The sequence below is a fragment of the Campylobacter concisus genome, assembly GCF_002912425.1.
GTDB classification, from domain to species: Bacteria; Campylobacterota; Campylobacteria; order Campylobacterales; family Campylobacteraceae; genus Campylobacter_A; species Campylobacter_A concisus_AH.
On sequence record NZ_POYR01000048.1, the window covers coordinates 1 to 14,614 of the forward strand.

Sequence of the window (14,614 nt, forward strand, 5' to 3'; positions counted from 1 at the left end):
GATTGAGTTAGCAAGAGAATTCAAAAATTTACCTGAGTACAATTTTAAAATAATAGGTGAAATAATTAAAAGAAAAGATAATTATGAATACTATAAAAGTCTTGTTAAAAAGATAAAAGAATACAATCTAAACAATATAGAATTTCTTGACAATATCTCACCAGATAAAGTTCACGCAGCATATAATGACTTTGATTTTACAATCATCCCTTTAAATGACAAAGAGTCGTTTTGCATGGTTGGCATAGAGGCCATGAGCTGTGAGAGTTTTGTTATAGCAAGAGCCAGTGAAGGCAGTAAAGAATACATGGTGGATAATGAAAACTGCAAACTTTTTGATTTTGATAATTTTGCTAAAAATGTAAAGGAATATATATTAAACTTAAAATATCCAGAAAGACACAGGATAATCTCAAATGCTAGAAAAATGTGTGAGGAAAATTTTTCTTGGGATAAGATCGCCGATGATATACAAAAATTTTATAAAGAGGTGTTGAATGATACTTCAAAATAAATCAAATTTGATAACATTTTTAAAAAGTTCAATTCTACTTTTGTTATCTCTTTTTTTGATAGGTCAATATAACGAACACATAACTGCTATTAAAAATTTAGCCATATATTTAGCTCTATTTTTAACATTGATCCTTTTTGCAGTCGATACTAAAAATGTTGTACAAAATATAAAGAACAATGCAAAGAACAATAAAGCTATTTTGTTGCTATTTTTGCTTTTAAATTTATATGTTTTTGGCATATCATTTTTTCCTTATGATGCTACGCAAAATGCAGCACTTTCAGCGCTTAATGAATTTAAAAGAGCGTTTATATTTATTTTTATCGTTCTTCTTTGGCATGATGGTAGCTATAAAAACTCAAAATGGTTATTTTTTGCTATGGTTGCAGCACTTAGTATAGATAATATACATTTTTTTGTAAAAGGGATAGAAGATGGCACTCTTTTAAATTTAAAAAATGAAAAAGACCAATGGACGCAACCTATAGATAGATTTTATGCAGGCTTTTTTGATAGTTTATTTATTTTTTCTTTGGTCTCAATATTTTTTATCAAAAATAAATTTTATAAATTTTTTATCATAGTTTTTAACATTATTGTTAGTTTAATTTTTATTTTGCTTACAGGAGCTAGGGGCTCATGGCTTGCACTTGCTCTAAGTTTGATGGTTATGTTGGCTCTAACTTTTAAAAATGAAAAAATTAATCTTATAAATAAAAAATCCATGATATTTTGTCTATTTTTACTTGCCGCCTCTGCTTGCGTTTATCATAACTCTACGCTTTTGCAGTTAAAAGTTGCGCAAGGATTTTATACTTCTGGTAGAGGAGATATTTTAACAAAGAGGTTGCCGCTTCTTTTTAACTCTGATAGAGCTTATATAGGTATAGGCTTTGGTGGTAAACAATATACTAAATTTTTAAATGACAAAAATGTTAATAATGATGACCTTGGCCCAACTGGTATAGGCACTGACGGTACTAAAAAGCCATTCCATGACGAGCCAGTATTTATTGGCCAGTATTATCATTACGGTGTAGTAGGTACTGCTTTTTTTGTTGCGCTTGTTTTTTATATGCTTTTTGTTTCTTTTAAAAGGTATTTGTCAAACAACAAATTTTATATAACAATATTTGGAAGCATGCTTTGCACTTATATATTTAGGGGATTATTTGAAACTATGTACTTTACTCATATTTATGTAATGCTTGGTCTTTTTATAGTGTTTTTGTGCAAGAACAAGGAGTGATTTATGAAACTGTTTTACATATATCCAGAACAAATTCCGCAAGGTAATGCAAGAGAGATAGCAATACTAAATACATTTTTTGAGCTTAGTAATATGTGCGATGCTAAACTGGTTTTACCGCAGTCTCCTTTAAATTTAAATGAGGTAAATGAGAAATTCGCTTTAAAGCTAAAAGCTAATGACATATTGTTTGTAAGAAAAAAGATTCTATTTTTAAAAAGTAATAAAATTTTTAATTTTTTTCTAAAAAAGATAATAAATAACTACTCAAATAAAGACGCAATATTTTATACGAGACATTTAAAGATAGCTAAATTTTTACTAGAAAATAAAATGCCCGATCAAAAGGTTGTATTTGAAGCGCACGAGTGTTTTACTTTAGGTAACAAAGCACTTTATAATATGGAAAAAGAGATACTACAAAATGCCGATTTTGTATTTTCGCACAATAGCAGTACGCTAAACGAGCTTAGAAAATTTTTCGGCTTACAAATAGTAAATTCGGCAGTTGTTTATAATGGTTGCAAGCAAGATTATGATTTTAAGAAGAAAGATTTTGATTTTTCAAGTATAAACTATTATGGCTCATTCTTGTTATGGAAAGGCCTTGATTTGATGCTAGATTTTGCCTTAAAAACTAGTATAAAACTAGAACTTTATGGCAAAAATAGCGGAAATAGTTTTATGACTTTAAAAAACACTCTTAAAGAAAGAGAGATTGAAAATTTGGTATGTTTTAAAGGACTGCTGCCTCAAAATGAAGTTGTAAAAAGTCTTATTGAAAACAATACTATTTTGATAATACCTAGTGTAAAAAGTGATTATTCGCTTTATAGCACTCCATTAAAGCTTTTTGAATATATGGCAAATTCAAATGTCGTCTTAGCTCCAAATTTCCCACCAGTTGCTGAAATAGTAAAAGATGGCGAAAACGGTTTTTTATATGAAGCGGGTGATGAAAAAAGTTTAGAAGAAAAATTTAACTATATAAAGACTTTAGGTAATGAAGAGCTAAATAAAATTTCAAAAAATGCCTATGAAAGTATGAGTAAAAATACTTGGCAAAATAGAGCTATAAAAATAATCAAAGAATTAGAAAAGATAAATTAAATTTCTTAAATTTTTGAGTGGATTTAAAAATAAAAAGGGGCAAACGCCCCTGGGGTTATGCAGCTGGATAAACAGATACTTTTTTTCTGTTTTTATCAAGTCTTTCAAATTTTACAAAGCCATCGACTAATGCAAAAATAGTGTGATCTTTGCCAAGACCTACGTTATTTCCAGCGTGAGTTGCTGTTCCTCTTTGGCGGATGATTATATTTCCTGCACGAACGAACTCGCCACCAAATTTCTTAACACCTAATCGGCGTCCGATACTATCACGGTTATTTTGGGTTGAACCTTGACCTTTTTTGTGTGCCATATCTTATCTCCTTAAGCTGCGATACTTACGACTTTTACACGTGTAAATTGTCTTCTAAAGCCGCGTTTTAGTTTTGAGTCTTTACGTCTGCGTTTTTTGTAGATAACTACTTTTTTGTCTTTGCCTTCATTAACGACCTCAAGAACAACTTTTGCACCCTTAACAAATGGCGCACCTACCTTTACTTCGCCGTCGTTTACAGCTAAAACCTCTGTAATCTCAACGGTTGATTTAGCTTCAGCACTAAAGTGATCTAGCTTAAGAAACTCGCCCTCGCTAACACGATATTGCTTGCCGCCATGCTTAAATATAGCGTATTTTGACATACTCTACCTTTCTAAAATTTGGTAAGACCAAAAAGCACTTTTTTGCAAAAGATTTATGGAGCTTTGTTGGTTGTAAGGTGTGAATATTAGCCAAAAGTTTATAAATTCTACTTTAATGCCCCTGATCTTATGATCTCGTCGGCTAAATTTCTTATCATAGAGGTATGATCTAAGAAAAAGGTTTTGTCATTTGGCAAATGTGGCTGATATATCAGCGTCTTGGCTACTGGTGCGCTTAAGATCACATTTATTAGTTCAAGCTCAGGCGGAAAAACAAAATAAAGTTTTGGCTTAGGAATTTCATTTTGAAAGAGCCTCTTTGCGTAAAATTTACTGAAATTTTCATTTTTTGGTAGCTTTATCTCTTTAAAGAGCTCAAGTGGTAAAAAGTAGCGTGCCAAGGCGTGAAGTCCGTGCGCAAAAATGTAAAGTCGTTTTTCAAATTTAGGTGCATCTGTTCTGCCAAAAGTGGAGCAAAATTTCTGCAAATGCTTGCTCATAGCGGCCGTATCTTTTTCGTGCAAGGCAAGCACAAATTTAACCGCCTCTCTTTCATTTGCTGGCTTTTTGGACTCTGCAAAGGTGCGAGCCTTTTCTAGGGCAGGGGCGAGTAAATTTTCATCTTGCCAAAGCATCGCCGTGAGCAGATCATGCATAACACATAGAAATTTATAGCCGTTTTTGCTAGGTGGCAGGCCTTTTGAAAATATCCTTGCCATACTATCTGTGTCGCCACAAGCGATAGCAAAAAATGCTGGTATGAGCTTCTCACACTGATCGTATCCACCGCTGCATCCTGGGAGTAAATTTAGCTTAGCGTATTGAAAGATGAGATCATTTAGTGCCTCGGCGTCGCCATCAGCTAGGCACTTTTCAAGGCAAAAGTCGTAGCGTCTAGCTCTTGAAAAAGAGAGTAATCGTATGAGCTCACATAAAAAGTCGTATTCGTTTAAATTTTTCTCTTTTATCTGGGCGTAAATGCTTGCATACTCGTCTAAAAGTAGCTCTTCGTCGCTTTTTGGCGGTTTTTTGGCTTTGAAAATGTTAAATAAGCTTTCTAAAAATGACATTTTGCGTGCTCCTTAATTTTGCTAATTTTATCCAAAAAACGCCTAATTTTTCACGTGCAAAAGGTGGCTTTGGCGGATAGTTTAACCTTGTTTTGGCTATAATCGCCCCAAATTTAAGCGAGCTTAGGACAAAGATGGCAGGCGAAGATCAGGAAAAAACCGAAGAAGCGACCCCCAAAAAGATAGAAGACGCCAAAAAGGACGGCAACGTCCCCAAAAGTCAGGATCTATCTGGCTTTGTGACCCTAGTTATTGCTATCGGTGTGCTGCTTGCGATGCTAAATTTCATGAAAGATCAGGTCATCTCGCTTTATATCTACTACTCTAAATTTATCGGTCAGCCACTGACATTGCCAACGGTAAAAATGATCGTTGTAAATACATTTGGCAGGGCGCTTTTGATGATCCTGCCAGTTTGCATATGTGTCGCGATTGCCGGCATAATCGCAAATGTAATGCAGTTTGGCTTTATATTTACCACAAAGCCAATAACGCCAAATTTTGGCAAGATAAATCCGCTAAAAGGGCTAAAAAATTTATTTTCTATGAAAAAGGCGATCGAAAGTGTCAAGATCGTCGTTAAAGTAAGCATCGTCTTTGGAGTTGGATTTTACTTTTTCTTGCAGTTTATCAAAGAGCTGCCACACACGCTCTTTTTTTCTATGTTTGACCAGCTCGCGTGGCTAAAAGAGAAGCTCATCATCCTAGTTAGCGTCATGCTTTTTATACTTTTTGTGATCGGTCTTGCTGACCTGCTCATCGTGCGTTTTCAGTATTTTAAAGACCTTCGTATGAGCAAGCAAGAGATCAAGGACGAGTACAAGCAGATGGAGGGTGACCCACAGGTAAAAGGTAGGATCCGCCAAGCGCAAATGCGTGCAGCCAAACGCCGAATGATGCAAAACATCCCACAAGCTGACGTCGTCATCACAAACCCGACCCACTATGCCGTGGCGATCAGATATGATAAGAGCCGTGACGAGGCACCGATAATACTTGCTAAAGGGGTTGATTTCTTGGCGCTTCAGATAAAAAAGGTAGCGGTTGAAAACGGAGTGCAAATTTATGAAAATCCACCTCTTGCAAGGGAACTTTATAGAGTTTGTGAGGTTGATGATACGATACCAGCACATCTTTTTAGGGCAGTAGCTGAAGTGCTAAGCTTTGTTTATATGAGCAATAAGCAGAAATTTCAAGATAAACTTTGATAGCGTTAAGCCAAAAAATTTTTATAAAATAGTAGTAAATTTTGTAGAAAAAAGACAAGCTGCCTTTAAAACAGCTTGTCAGAAATAAAATCTTAGTTAAGATATCCGTAGATATTTGCTAGAACCCAGCCAACTGCACAAGAGCTAAATACACCTATGAAACCAGGTATAATAAAGCTGTGGTTGATTACATATTTGCCAATGTGCGTTGTGCCTGAGCGGTCAAACTGCACGGCTGCAAGGTCGCTTGGATATGTTGGAAGGATGAAGTATCCATAGCAAGCAGTGGCAAATGCGACAATAACGCCTGGATGAACACCTATTTGAACAGCGAGTGGCACGAAAGTAGCAGCTGCAGCAGCTTGAGAGTTTAGGAATTTTGATATAAGCATACCAACTACTATATACATCCAAGGATATGCTTTCATAACCTCGCCAAGTGAGCCTTTAAGCATATCAATGTGAGAGTGGAACATTGTCTCAGCCATCCAGCTAATGCCGTAAATCGCAACAAGTGCAACCATACCGCTGTGGAAAATTTCATTTTGACCGATTTTAGCTGCTTTGATGCCTGAGTAGATCATCATGATAGATGCTGCTAAAAGCATGAAAATTTGGATCGTATCAACCATGCCAAGTGGCGCAGTCTTTTTCATGGTATCTTTTACTACGATGCTAGCGTTTGCGATAGTTTCGCTTTTATCACCTGCAGTGATAACAACATCAGCGCCGTTTGAAACAATACTTTGTGTTACTTTATTGTCTTTGTCTAGCACTTGAACGCTTGTAAATTTAGTAGCGTCTTTTACTTTATTGTCTTTTACGTTTGAGACGATTTTGCTATCGCCAACCATAGAAACAACTTGTCCGTCTTTAACAGTGATATTTTTAACTGTTTTTTTATCTACGATTATTTCTATTGATTTACCAGGAACGTTACTTGTCCAGCTTGGGCGAAGTTGTTTGTAATAACCTAAAACCGCAACGACAGCGATTGTAGCAAGGAATATCCACATAACATTCCATTGTTTTTTTGGTAAATGCACACCGATCAATGAATGTGCCTCATCAGAACCATATATATATTTTCTTTGCTCTGGATCAGCTATTTTTGCTTGGAATTCTGGATCTTTATCAAGATCTTTACCTCTAAATACTGAGTAAGTTCCTATGCAAAGCACACCCAAAAATGTAGAAGGGATGGTAACTTTTAATAGATCAACATAGCTTGTAAAGCCCTCAATATGAACTGTGCCAGTACCAAGAAGAACAGCAACCATAGACACGCCAGCAACTGAAACTGGGCTTGCGATAATAGCAAGTTGTGAAGAGATCGTAGTAGCTGCCATCGGACGTTCTGGACGGATTCCACTTTTCATTGATACGTCATATATGATCGGTAAAAGTGTATAAACTGTGTGACCTGTACCGCATAGCACTGTTAGCGTCCAGCCACAAATCGGCGCAAGATAGCAAACTGTTTTTGGATGTTTTCTGAGTGCTTTTTCAGCTATCTGAAGCATAACATCAAGACCACCAGCTGCTTGAAGTGTAGCGCTTGCTACAACAACTGCAAGAATAGTTAATATAACATCAATAGCAGGCTTACCTGGTTTTAAATCAAATGCAAATACCAAAATAACAAGACCGATGCCACCAAGGACACCAAGTGCCATACCACCTTTTTTTGCTCCGTAGAACAAACAGCCGAGCACGACAATCAATTGTAAGAAAAACTGCGTACTCTCAGACAAACTTGTAAGAAATTCCATGATTTCTCCCTTTTCAAAAATTACGCAATGAGTATATAAATATTAAAATTAAATACTAATTAAAAAAGATATGTAGAATTTAATATTACATTTAATTCTTGTTATCTTATCTATATTTTTGTGAAAAAATTAAATATATTTAAAAGAAAGATTGAGATAAAATCCTAAAAGCAAATAACTAATAGTTAAATTTAAGGAGAGAAGCATGCAAATCCCTATCGCTTATGGTAAAGATGACCATATAAATTTAAAAATAGACGAAAAAAATCTGCTTGGTGTTTTTGATCCAAATAAAGTCGCTAAATTTGACGAAGCAGCGCTTATCGCAAAGGCTTTAGCAAATCCAATAAATCAAAAAAGTTTTGATGAGTTTATCGTTGGCGATGAAAAGATAGTTATCATCGTAAATGACGGCACAAGACCTACGCCAACTGCTAAAATTTTAAAGCAAATTTATCCAAAACTTCGCGATAAAAATAAAATTTTCATCATCGCTACTGGCTGCCACAGAGAGGGTACGCTAGATGAATACAATATGATATTTTCTAAAGAAATTTACCCAGAGATCAGAGCTAAAAACGAGGTTCATGACCACGACTCAAAGCATGATGAAATGGTCTTTTTAGGCGAGAGCAAAAACGGCACGCAGATGTATCTAAACAAGATCGTGGCTGAAGCCAAAAAAGTGATCGTCATAGGTTCGGTAGAGCCTCACTATTTTGCAGGCTACACCGGCGGTAGAAAGGCCTTTTTGCCAGGCACTGCCTCATACGAAAGCATCACGCAAAACCACAAACTAGCACTTAGTGCTGACGCTCAGGCACTGCGCCTAGAGGGCAACCCTGTGCATGAAGATATGATCGATGCGATGAAAGTTCTTTCAAATATCGATGTCTTTTCTATACAGACAGTGCTTGATAGCGAGCATGGCGTCTATTACGCGAGTGCTGGCGATCTAAACGATAGCTTTTATGACTGCGTGAAAAAGGCTGATGAGGTATTTTGCGTAAATATCCCACAAAAGGCTGACGTTGTGATCTCGGTCGCACCTTATCCTATGGATGTGGATCTTTATCAGGCACAAAAAGCCCTAGATAACGGCAAATTAGCGCTTGCGCAGGATGGAATTTTAATAATGGTCGCAAAATGCCGCACAGGCATCGGTCCAAAACCTTTCTTTGACCTTATGGCATCGGCCGATACGCCAAAAAAAGTGCTAGAAAAGATAAATTCTGGCTTTAAACTTGGCTATCACAAGGCTGCAAAAATGGCTGAAATTTCGCTTTGGGCGCAGACTTGGGCTGTGACTGATCTAAGCGATGATGAGATGAAAGCTGTGCATCTAAAGCCGTATCACGACCTACAAAAGGCCGTAGATGAGGCGCTAGCTCAAAAAGGCAAGGATGCAAAAATAATCATCTTGCCTTTTGGCTCTATGACCGTACCTAAGGTGTGAGTTTGGCTAAAATTTTATACTATGACGCAAGTTCTGGCATCAGCGGCGATATGAATTTAGCCGCTCTTGTCGGGCTTGGAGTGGATTTTGGCTATCTTTGCTCTGAGCTAGAGAAGCTAAATTTGAGCGGAGAATTTCGCTTAGAGCAAAAAAACGTAGTAAAAAATGGCATCGCTGCGACCAAAATAGACGTCGTGCTACTAAAATCGCAGCCTCACGCTAGAAGCTACGCTGATATCAAGCAAATTTTAGCTAGCTCAAATTTGAGCGAATTTTGCAAGAAAAAGGCCGCTGCGATATTTCATGTGATCGCGCAGGCTGAGGCAAAGGTGCATGCAGTTAGCATCGATGAGGTGCATTTTCATGAGGTTGGAGCGGTTGATAGCATAGTAGATGTCGTAGGGGCCGCGATCTGCCTTGAGTATCTATATAAAAATTTTGGCATTTCAAGAGTTTTTAGCTCAAAGATCGAGCTTGGCGGTGGCGTAGCAAAGTGCGACCACGGCACTCTAAATGTCCCAGCGCCTGCCGTTTGTGAAATTTTAAAGGGCGTGCCTGTAAGTCTTGGCAGAGCAAATTTTGAGATGACTACACCAACAGGTGCGGCGATACTAAAAGCATGCGTAGATGAGTTTGTAAGCGATATAAATTTCAAAATAGAAAAAGTAGCTTATGGAGCTGGTGAAAAGAACGCTCCAAATTTTGCAAATGCCCTTCGCGCGATGATCTGCGAGGTGGATGAGAGCCAAAATTTGGTGCAAAAAATGATATCTACAAACATAGATGACATGGACGCGGAAAGCTTTGCCTTTGCATGTGAAATTTTACGTGAAAATGGCGCTCTAGACGTCTTTAGCCACTCTATCTATATGAAAAAAGGGCGCATCGGCTTTGAGCTAAATGTCTTGTGCCGCAACGAAGATGCGAAAAAGATAAAAGAGCTTATATTTACGCACACGACGGCTATCGGCGTTCGTGAGATAGATGTCATAAAAACCGAGCTAAAGCGAAAATTTGTAAGTGTTGAGACGAAATTTGGCGATATAAGACTAAAAATTTCAGGCGATGATGAAAAGGTAAAGCCTGAGTTTGAAGAGTGCAAAAGCGCTGCACTTGCGCATAAAACATCAATATTTCAGGTAAAAAAAGAAATTTTTAAAAAGTATGACGAAGTTAGAAATTCTAAAAAATGATATAAAAAAGCTAGGAAATTTAGCCATTGCTTTTAGCGGCGGCGTGGATAGCTCGCTACTGCTAAAGGTCGCTGCGGACGTGCTTGGCGAAAATACGCTAGCACTCACGGTAAAATCGCCCTACATGTCTTTGCGAGAGATAGACGAGGCGGTAGAATTTGCTAAATTTTATGGCATCAGGCACGAGATATTTGAGGTAGGCATCGCTGATGAGATCAAGCTCAATCCGCAAAATCGCTGTTATCTTTGCAAAAAAGCAGTTTTTTCAAGGCTTCTTGCGCGCGCAAATGAGCTAGGTTTTACAAATTTGGCTGACGGCACAAACAAAGATGATCTTGGCGAATATCGCCCAGGGCTTAAGGCAAAAGAAGAGCTTGGTGTGTTTTCGCCTCTAATAAATTTATGTAAATTTGAGATCCGCGAACTCTCACGTGAGCTAAATTTAGCAACTGCTGAAAAGCCAAGCTATGCATGCTTGCTAACTCGTTTGCCGCATGAAAAAGAGATAAGCATAGATGAGCTAAATTTAGTAGAGGCGGCTGAAAATTTACTGATAAAAAGTGGCTACGCAAATGTGCGAGCAAGGCTTGATGATAAAAAAATGAAGCTGCAAATGCCATTTTCTAGCATGCAAAGCTTTTTAAACGATGTGAAATTTAAGTCTATCGTTAAAGAGCTAGTAGCACTTGGCGCAGCAGAGGTGATGCTTGATCTAAAGGGGCTTAGAGAGGATGTTTTGGCATGAGCGAGGCTGAAATTTTAGAATTTATCGCCAGTATAAAAAATGGCAAGATGAGCGAGCAAGATGCGCTAAAGTATCTAAAAAACTATCCATTTAATGACATCGGATGCGCCAAGATCGACACTCAGCGTGCTTTGCGAAATGGTACTGGTGAGGTGATATATGGGGCAAATAAAACAGATGATGAAATTTTGCAAATTGCTAGTGCGATCGGCGAAAAAAATGAAAATATCCTAATCACAAGAACAAATGAGAATGTTTTTAAACGCATTCATGAGATCTTTTCACAGGCAAATTTTAACGCTCGTGGTAGTGTGATCAGCGTCAAATTTCAAGAGCAACTACCAACAAAAAGCTACATAGCTATCGTCTCTGCTGGCACTGCTGATGGCGCAGTCGTGGAGGAGGCCTATGAGACGGCAAAATTTTTAGGCAATGACGTGAAAAAATTTACCGATGTCGGCGTGGCAGGGCTACATAGGTTGGTCGCAAAGCTTGACGAGATACGCGGCGCAAAGGTCGTGATCGCCGTTGCTGGCATGGAGGGCGCGCTAGCTAGCGTGTTAGCTGGCCTCGTGAGCGTGCCTGTGATCGCAGTGCCTACTAGCGTGGGATATGGGGCAAATTTTGGAGGATTAGCGGCACTGCTAGCCATGCTAAATAGCTGTGCAAATGGCATAAGTGTCGTAAATATCGACAACGGCTTCGGTGCTGCATATAACGCAAGCCTGATAAATCATCTCTAAATTTTAAATAGAATTTGTAAGGTGTAAAATTGAGAGAGGATACGAAAAAAGCAATACTTTCGCCTACGGACGCATCTAGAAGTGAATATTGTTGGGATGCTAGAATGAACTGGGCGATGACGGGTATTGCTATTTTAGCATTTGAAATTTTTATCGCAATTTACGCCAAAGACGGCTTCATACGCTACTATCTAGGCGATGTGCTAGCCGCAGCGATGCTTTATGCATTTGGGCGAGCCGCGTTCAGGCTACCACCTAAAATTTTAGCGCTCGCGGTCTTTACTCTCTCGCTAGTTATCGAAATCGCACAATATTTTAAGGTACTTGAAATTTTAGGCGTTCAAAATTACGCACTATGGATAATTTTTGGTGGAACATTTGATTGGACGGACATTATCTGCTACGCGATAGGCTGCGTTTTAGCCTACGCATCTGAAAATTTCATCGGTAGTGAGCATGCGATCTACAACGAGATACGAATTTTTAGGCGTAAAAGATTACCCAAAAATTTTAATGAAATTTTGCAAAGCGGCGACGATGAGAAGATTAAGGCGGTATTTGAAATTTACGATATAAATGCGACCGACAAAGACGGCAACACGATACTGCATATGCTACATGCAAACAAAGATATCAAGAAAAAAGATCCAAATTCGCCCTATGCGTATGCGGACGCAAATTTAATCGAATGGATTATTATGCAAGGCGGCAACATAAACGCTAAAAATAAAAAGGGCGAGACGCCGCTTAGAAATTTTATGTGGTATGTATATAAAAATTTAAAACCGCATCAAAAGTTAGTAATCGTAGGCAAGCAGGACTATACCTCTCGGGAATATATAAAACAGGCGGGTGAAGTCGTTAATATCGATTTTGGAATAATGTATAATTATATATACAATCTCCTACCTGAAAAATCGCAAATTTATATTTGGCGTCGCTTTGGCAAAAGGTTGGAATACCTATATGTACCCGAGTATCCAACGGATATGGAAAAATACGATCCGCAAGAATACAGCGAATTTACTTATAATTTTTGGATGAAATTCTCAAGACAAAAAGATAGCGTGCAGTATAAAATGATACATGCGGCTACTAATTTATACCGGTACTGGGACTACAACGGGGAATATGGAAGTTGGATTTTATGGGATGGTGAATATACAGATAAAGCCGCCGCCGAAATTAAAAAATATTTTAAGCTAGGCAATAGGCTCGAAGAGCTAAACGATGAAGCGCTTGATAAGATGTTTTATAATTTAAGGACAAGTTGGCATGCTGAAGATGTAGGTAAGATTAGATACCTGTTCGTGCTTTGGTTGCTTAAAAATCCCGAGCCGTTTTTCGAGGACGAAATTTAAAAGGAGAAGCGATGGATAAAAAAAAATCCATAAAAAAGATGACTGAGGTCATGACGAAATTTGTCGGCTACACAGGCAAAGTGCTGCCTGACGACGTGACTGCTAAGCTACTTGAGCTTAGCGAGCGCGAGACGCAGCCGCTGGCAAAGGAGATCTATAAAACGATGTTTGAAAACCAGCGCCTTGCAAAGGAGCTAAACCGCCCGTCCTGTCAGGATACTGGAGTGATCCAGTTTTTCGTAAGATGTGGCGCAAATTTCCCACTGATCGGCGAGCTTGAAGAGCTACTGCGAGAGGCGGTACTGCAAGCTACTCGCGAGGCTCCGCTTCGTCACAACAGCGTCGAGACATTTGACGAGTATAATACCGGCAAAAACGTCGGCAAGGGCACGCCGAGTGTGTTTTGGGAGATCGTGCCGCAAAGCAGCGAGTGCGAGATACACACCTATATGGCAGGTGGCGGCTGTAGCCTGCCTGGCAAAGCGACCGTTTTGATGCCTGGCATGGGCTATGAGGGCGTCGTTAAATTTGTCATGGATATAATGACCAGCTACGGAATAAACGCCTGTCCGCCGCTACTAGTGGGTGTGGGTGTGGGCACTTCGATCGACGTAGCGTCCTTGCTTTCTAAAAAGGCGCTTATGAGGCCTTTGGGCTCTAAAAATCAAAACGAACGTGCCGCATTAACTGAAAAGTTGCTTGAAGATGGCATCAATAAAATCGGCCTTGGACCACAAGGCATGAGCGGTGCAAGCTCTGTGATGGGCGTGCATATAGAAAACTGCGCTCGCCACCCAAGCGTCATAGCTGTCGCCGTAAATGTGGGCTGTTGGTCGCACCGCAAAGGGCACATCGTCTGGGATGCAGATCTAAATTTCGACGTAAAATCGCACAAGGAGTTTGCGCTATGAGTAAGAAAATTTTAACCACGCCAATAAGCGCCGAGGACCTTTTAAACATCAAAATCGGCGACGTGATCTATCTAACTGGACACATCATCACCTGCCGCGACGTGCCGCACAGACGCGTAGTGGAGGAGGGTAGAGAGCTACCGCTAGATATAATAGGCGGTGCGATCCTACACGCAGGGCCGATCATCAGAAAAACTGGCGAAAAAAGCTTTGAGATGGTCTCAGTAGGACCTACAACCAGCATGAGGATGGAGAAATTTGAACGAGAATTTATCGCAAAAACTGGCGTTCGTCTCATTGTCGGCAAAGGAGGCATGGGCGAAGGCACGATGAGTGGTTGCAGAGAGTTTGGTGCTATTCACTGCGTGTTTCCGGCAGGCTGTGCGGTAGTGGCTGCGACGCAGGTAGAGGAGATCGAGAGTGCCGACTGGACGGAGCTTGGTATGCCAGAGACCCTTTGGAAGTGCCGTGTAAAAGAGTTTGGCCCGCTAATAGTCTCGATCGACGCACACGGAAACAACCTTTTTGAGCAAAATAAGGTCAAATTTAACGAGAAAAAGGACGAGGCATTAGCTGAAATTTTACCGCAGGTTGGGTTTATAAAGTAGGTAAATTGATGCTTGGTTGCTTATAAATGCGC

15 protein-coding genes are annotated in these 14,614 nt (G+C 39.1%); 11 read left to right on the plus strand and 4 right to left on the minus strand.

Annotated elements, in window-relative coordinates:
* From CYP84_RS02780 to CYP84_RS02790, 3 genes are all read left to right on the plus strand, one after another.
* Positions 1–514, plus strand: a 514-nt coding sequence (locus tag CYP84_RS02780; protein ID WP_141089187.1) for a glycosyltransferase, incomplete at its 5' end; no start/stop codon positions are given.
* On the plus strand, positions 498–1,766 hold the full coding sequence (locus CYP84_RS02785; RefSeq protein WP_103636605.1) for an O-antigen ligase family protein: 1,269 nt from the start codon (positions 498–500) through the stop codon (positions 1,764–1,766). The genes CYP84_RS02780 and CYP84_RS02785, both read left to right, overlap by 17 nt.
* Before the next feature lie 3 nt (positions 1,767–1,769).
* Positions 1,770–2,876: a glycosyltransferase gene (locus CYP84_RS02790; protein WP_103636606.1), complete on the plus strand. Its 1,107-nt coding sequence runs from the start codon at positions 1,770–1,772 to the stop codon at positions 2,874–2,876.
* 55 nt (positions 2,877–2,931) lie between these two features.
* Here the strand turns inward: CYP84_RS02790 and rpmA are convergent, their stop codons facing one another.
* The 3 genes from rpmA to CYP84_RS02805 form a co-directional block, all read right to left on the minus strand.
* Complete coding sequence (rpmA, locus tag CYP84_RS02795; RefSeq protein ID WP_002942569.1) at positions 2,932–3,189, minus strand: 50S ribosomal protein L27; 258 nt, start codon at positions 3,187–3,189, stop codon at positions 2,932–2,934.
* An 11-nt stretch (positions 3,190–3,200) separates the two neighbouring features.
* Positions 3,201–3,515: a 50S ribosomal protein L21 gene (rplU, locus tag CYP84_RS02800; protein ID WP_002942523.1), complete on the minus strand. Its 315-nt coding sequence runs from the start codon at positions 3,513–3,515 to the stop codon at positions 3,201–3,203.
* 107 nt (positions 3,516–3,622) lie between these two features.
* Positions 3,623–4,585, minus strand: coding sequence for a hypothetical protein (locus tag CYP84_RS02805; RefSeq protein WP_103636607.1), 963 nt, complete (start codon positions 4,583–4,585; stop codon positions 3,623–3,625).
* Between the two features lie 134 nt (positions 4,586–4,719).
* Here CYP84_RS02805 and flhB point away from each other — a divergent pair, with 134 nt between their 5' ends.
* Complete coding sequence (gene flhB, locus CYP84_RS02810) at positions 4,720–5,793, plus strand: flagellar biosynthesis protein FlhB (RefSeq protein WP_103636627.1); 1,074 nt, start codon at positions 4,720–4,722, stop codon at positions 5,791–5,793.
* Between the two features lie 92 nt (positions 5,794–5,885).
* Here the strand turns inward: flhB and CYP84_RS02815 are convergent, their stop codons facing one another.
* Positions 5,886–7,565 carry an anaerobic C4-dicarboxylate transporter gene (locus CYP84_RS02815; RefSeq protein ID WP_103636608.1) on the minus strand — a complete coding sequence of 560 codons (1,680 nt, stop codon included), beginning with the start codon at positions 7,563–7,565 and terminating at the stop codon, positions 5,886–5,888.
* A 205-nt stretch (positions 7,566–7,770) separates the two neighbouring features.
* On the opposite strand from CYP84_RS02815, the gene larA reads away from it, so the two are divergent.
* The 7 genes from larA to ttdB are packed head-to-tail and all read left to right on the plus strand — an operon-like array spanning position 7,771 to position 14,582.
* Positions 7,771–9,021 (plus strand): nickel-dependent lactate racemase, encoded by a 1,251-nt coding sequence (larA, locus tag CYP84_RS02820; RefSeq protein WP_103636609.1) that lies wholly within the window; start codon positions 7,771–7,773, stop codon positions 9,019–9,021.
* A 2-nt stretch (positions 9,022–9,023) separates the two neighbouring features.
* On the plus strand, positions 9,024–10,214 hold the full coding sequence (gene larC, locus CYP84_RS02825) for a nickel pincer cofactor biosynthesis protein LarC (RefSeq protein WP_103636610.1): 1,191 nt from the start codon (positions 9,024–9,026) through the stop codon (positions 10,212–10,214).
* On the plus strand, positions 10,186–10,959 hold the full coding sequence (gene larE, locus CYP84_RS02830) for an ATP-dependent sacrificial sulfur transferase LarE (RefSeq protein WP_103636611.1): 774 nt from the start codon (positions 10,186–10,188) through the stop codon (positions 10,957–10,959). The genes larC and larE overlap by 29 nt, the downstream gene beginning before the upstream one ends.
* The gene (gene larB, locus CYP84_RS02835) at positions 10,956–11,702 is read left to right on the plus strand and encodes a nickel pincer cofactor biosynthesis protein LarB (protein ID WP_103636612.1); all 747 of its coding nucleotides are present in this window, start codon (positions 10,956–10,958) and stop codon (positions 11,700–11,702) included. The genes larE and larB overlap by 4 nt, the downstream gene beginning before the upstream one ends.
* A 29-nt stretch (positions 11,703–11,731) precedes the next feature.
* On the plus strand, positions 11,732–13,063 hold the full coding sequence (locus CYP84_RS02840) for a DUF2809 domain-containing protein (RefSeq protein ID WP_258033879.1): 1,332 nt from the start codon (positions 11,732–11,734) through the stop codon (positions 13,061–13,063).
* 11 nt (positions 13,064–13,074) lie between these two features.
* Positions 13,075–13,974, plus strand: a complete 900-nt coding sequence (gene ttdA, locus CYP84_RS02845) for a L(+)-tartrate dehydratase subunit alpha (protein WP_103636613.1) — start codon at positions 13,075–13,077, stop codon at positions 13,972–13,974.
* Complete coding sequence (gene ttdB, locus CYP84_RS02850) at positions 13,971–14,582, plus strand: L(+)-tartrate dehydratase subunit beta (protein ID WP_103636614.1); 612 nt, start codon at positions 13,971–13,973, stop codon at positions 14,580–14,582. Before ttdA ends, ttdB begins: the two co-directional genes overlap by 4 nt.
* Positions 14,583–14,614 lie beyond the last annotated feature (32 nt).

Coding starts and splice junctions, on each gene's coding strand:
- CYP84_RS02785 (WP_103636605.1), top strand. CDS start 498: ATGATACTTCAAAATAAATCAAATTTGATAACATTTTTAAAAAGTTCA.
- CYP84_RS02790 (WP_103636606.1), top strand. CDS start 1,770: ATGAAACTGTTTTACATATATCCAGAACAAATTCCGCAAGGTAATGCA.
- rpmA (WP_002942569.1), bottom strand. CDS start 3,189: ATGGCACACAAAAAAGGTCAAGGTTCAACCCAAAATAACCGTGATAGT.
- rplU (WP_002942523.1), bottom strand. CDS start 3,515: ATGTCAAAATACGCTATATTTAAGCATGGCGGCAAGCAATATCGTGTT.
- CYP84_RS02805 (WP_103636607.1), bottom strand. CDS start 4,585: ATGTCATTTTTAGAAAGCTTATTTAACATTTTCAAAGCCAAAAAACCG.
- flhB (WP_103636627.1), top strand. CDS start 4,720: ATGGCAGGCGAAGATCAGGAAAAAACCGAAGAAGCGACCCCCAAAAAG.
- CYP84_RS02815 (WP_103636608.1), bottom strand. CDS start 7,565: ATGGAATTTCTTACAAGTTTGTCTGAGAGTACGCAGTTTTTCTTACAA.
- larA (WP_103636609.1), top strand. CDS start 7,771: ATGCAAATCCCTATCGCTTATGGTAAAGATGACCATATAAATTTAAAA.
- larE (WP_103636611.1), top strand. CDS start 10,186: ATGACGAAGTTAGAAATTCTAAAAAATGATATAAAAAAGCTAGGAAAT.
- larB (WP_103636612.1), top strand. CDS start 10,956: ATGAGCGAGGCTGAAATTTTAGAATTTATCGCCAGTATAAAAAATGGC.
- ttdA (WP_103636613.1), top strand. CDS start 13,075: ATGGATAAAAAAAAATCCATAAAAAAGATGACTGAGGTCATGACGAAA.
- ttdB (WP_103636614.1), top strand. CDS start 13,971: ATGAGTAAGAAAATTTTAACCACGCCAATAAGCGCCGAGGACCTTTTA.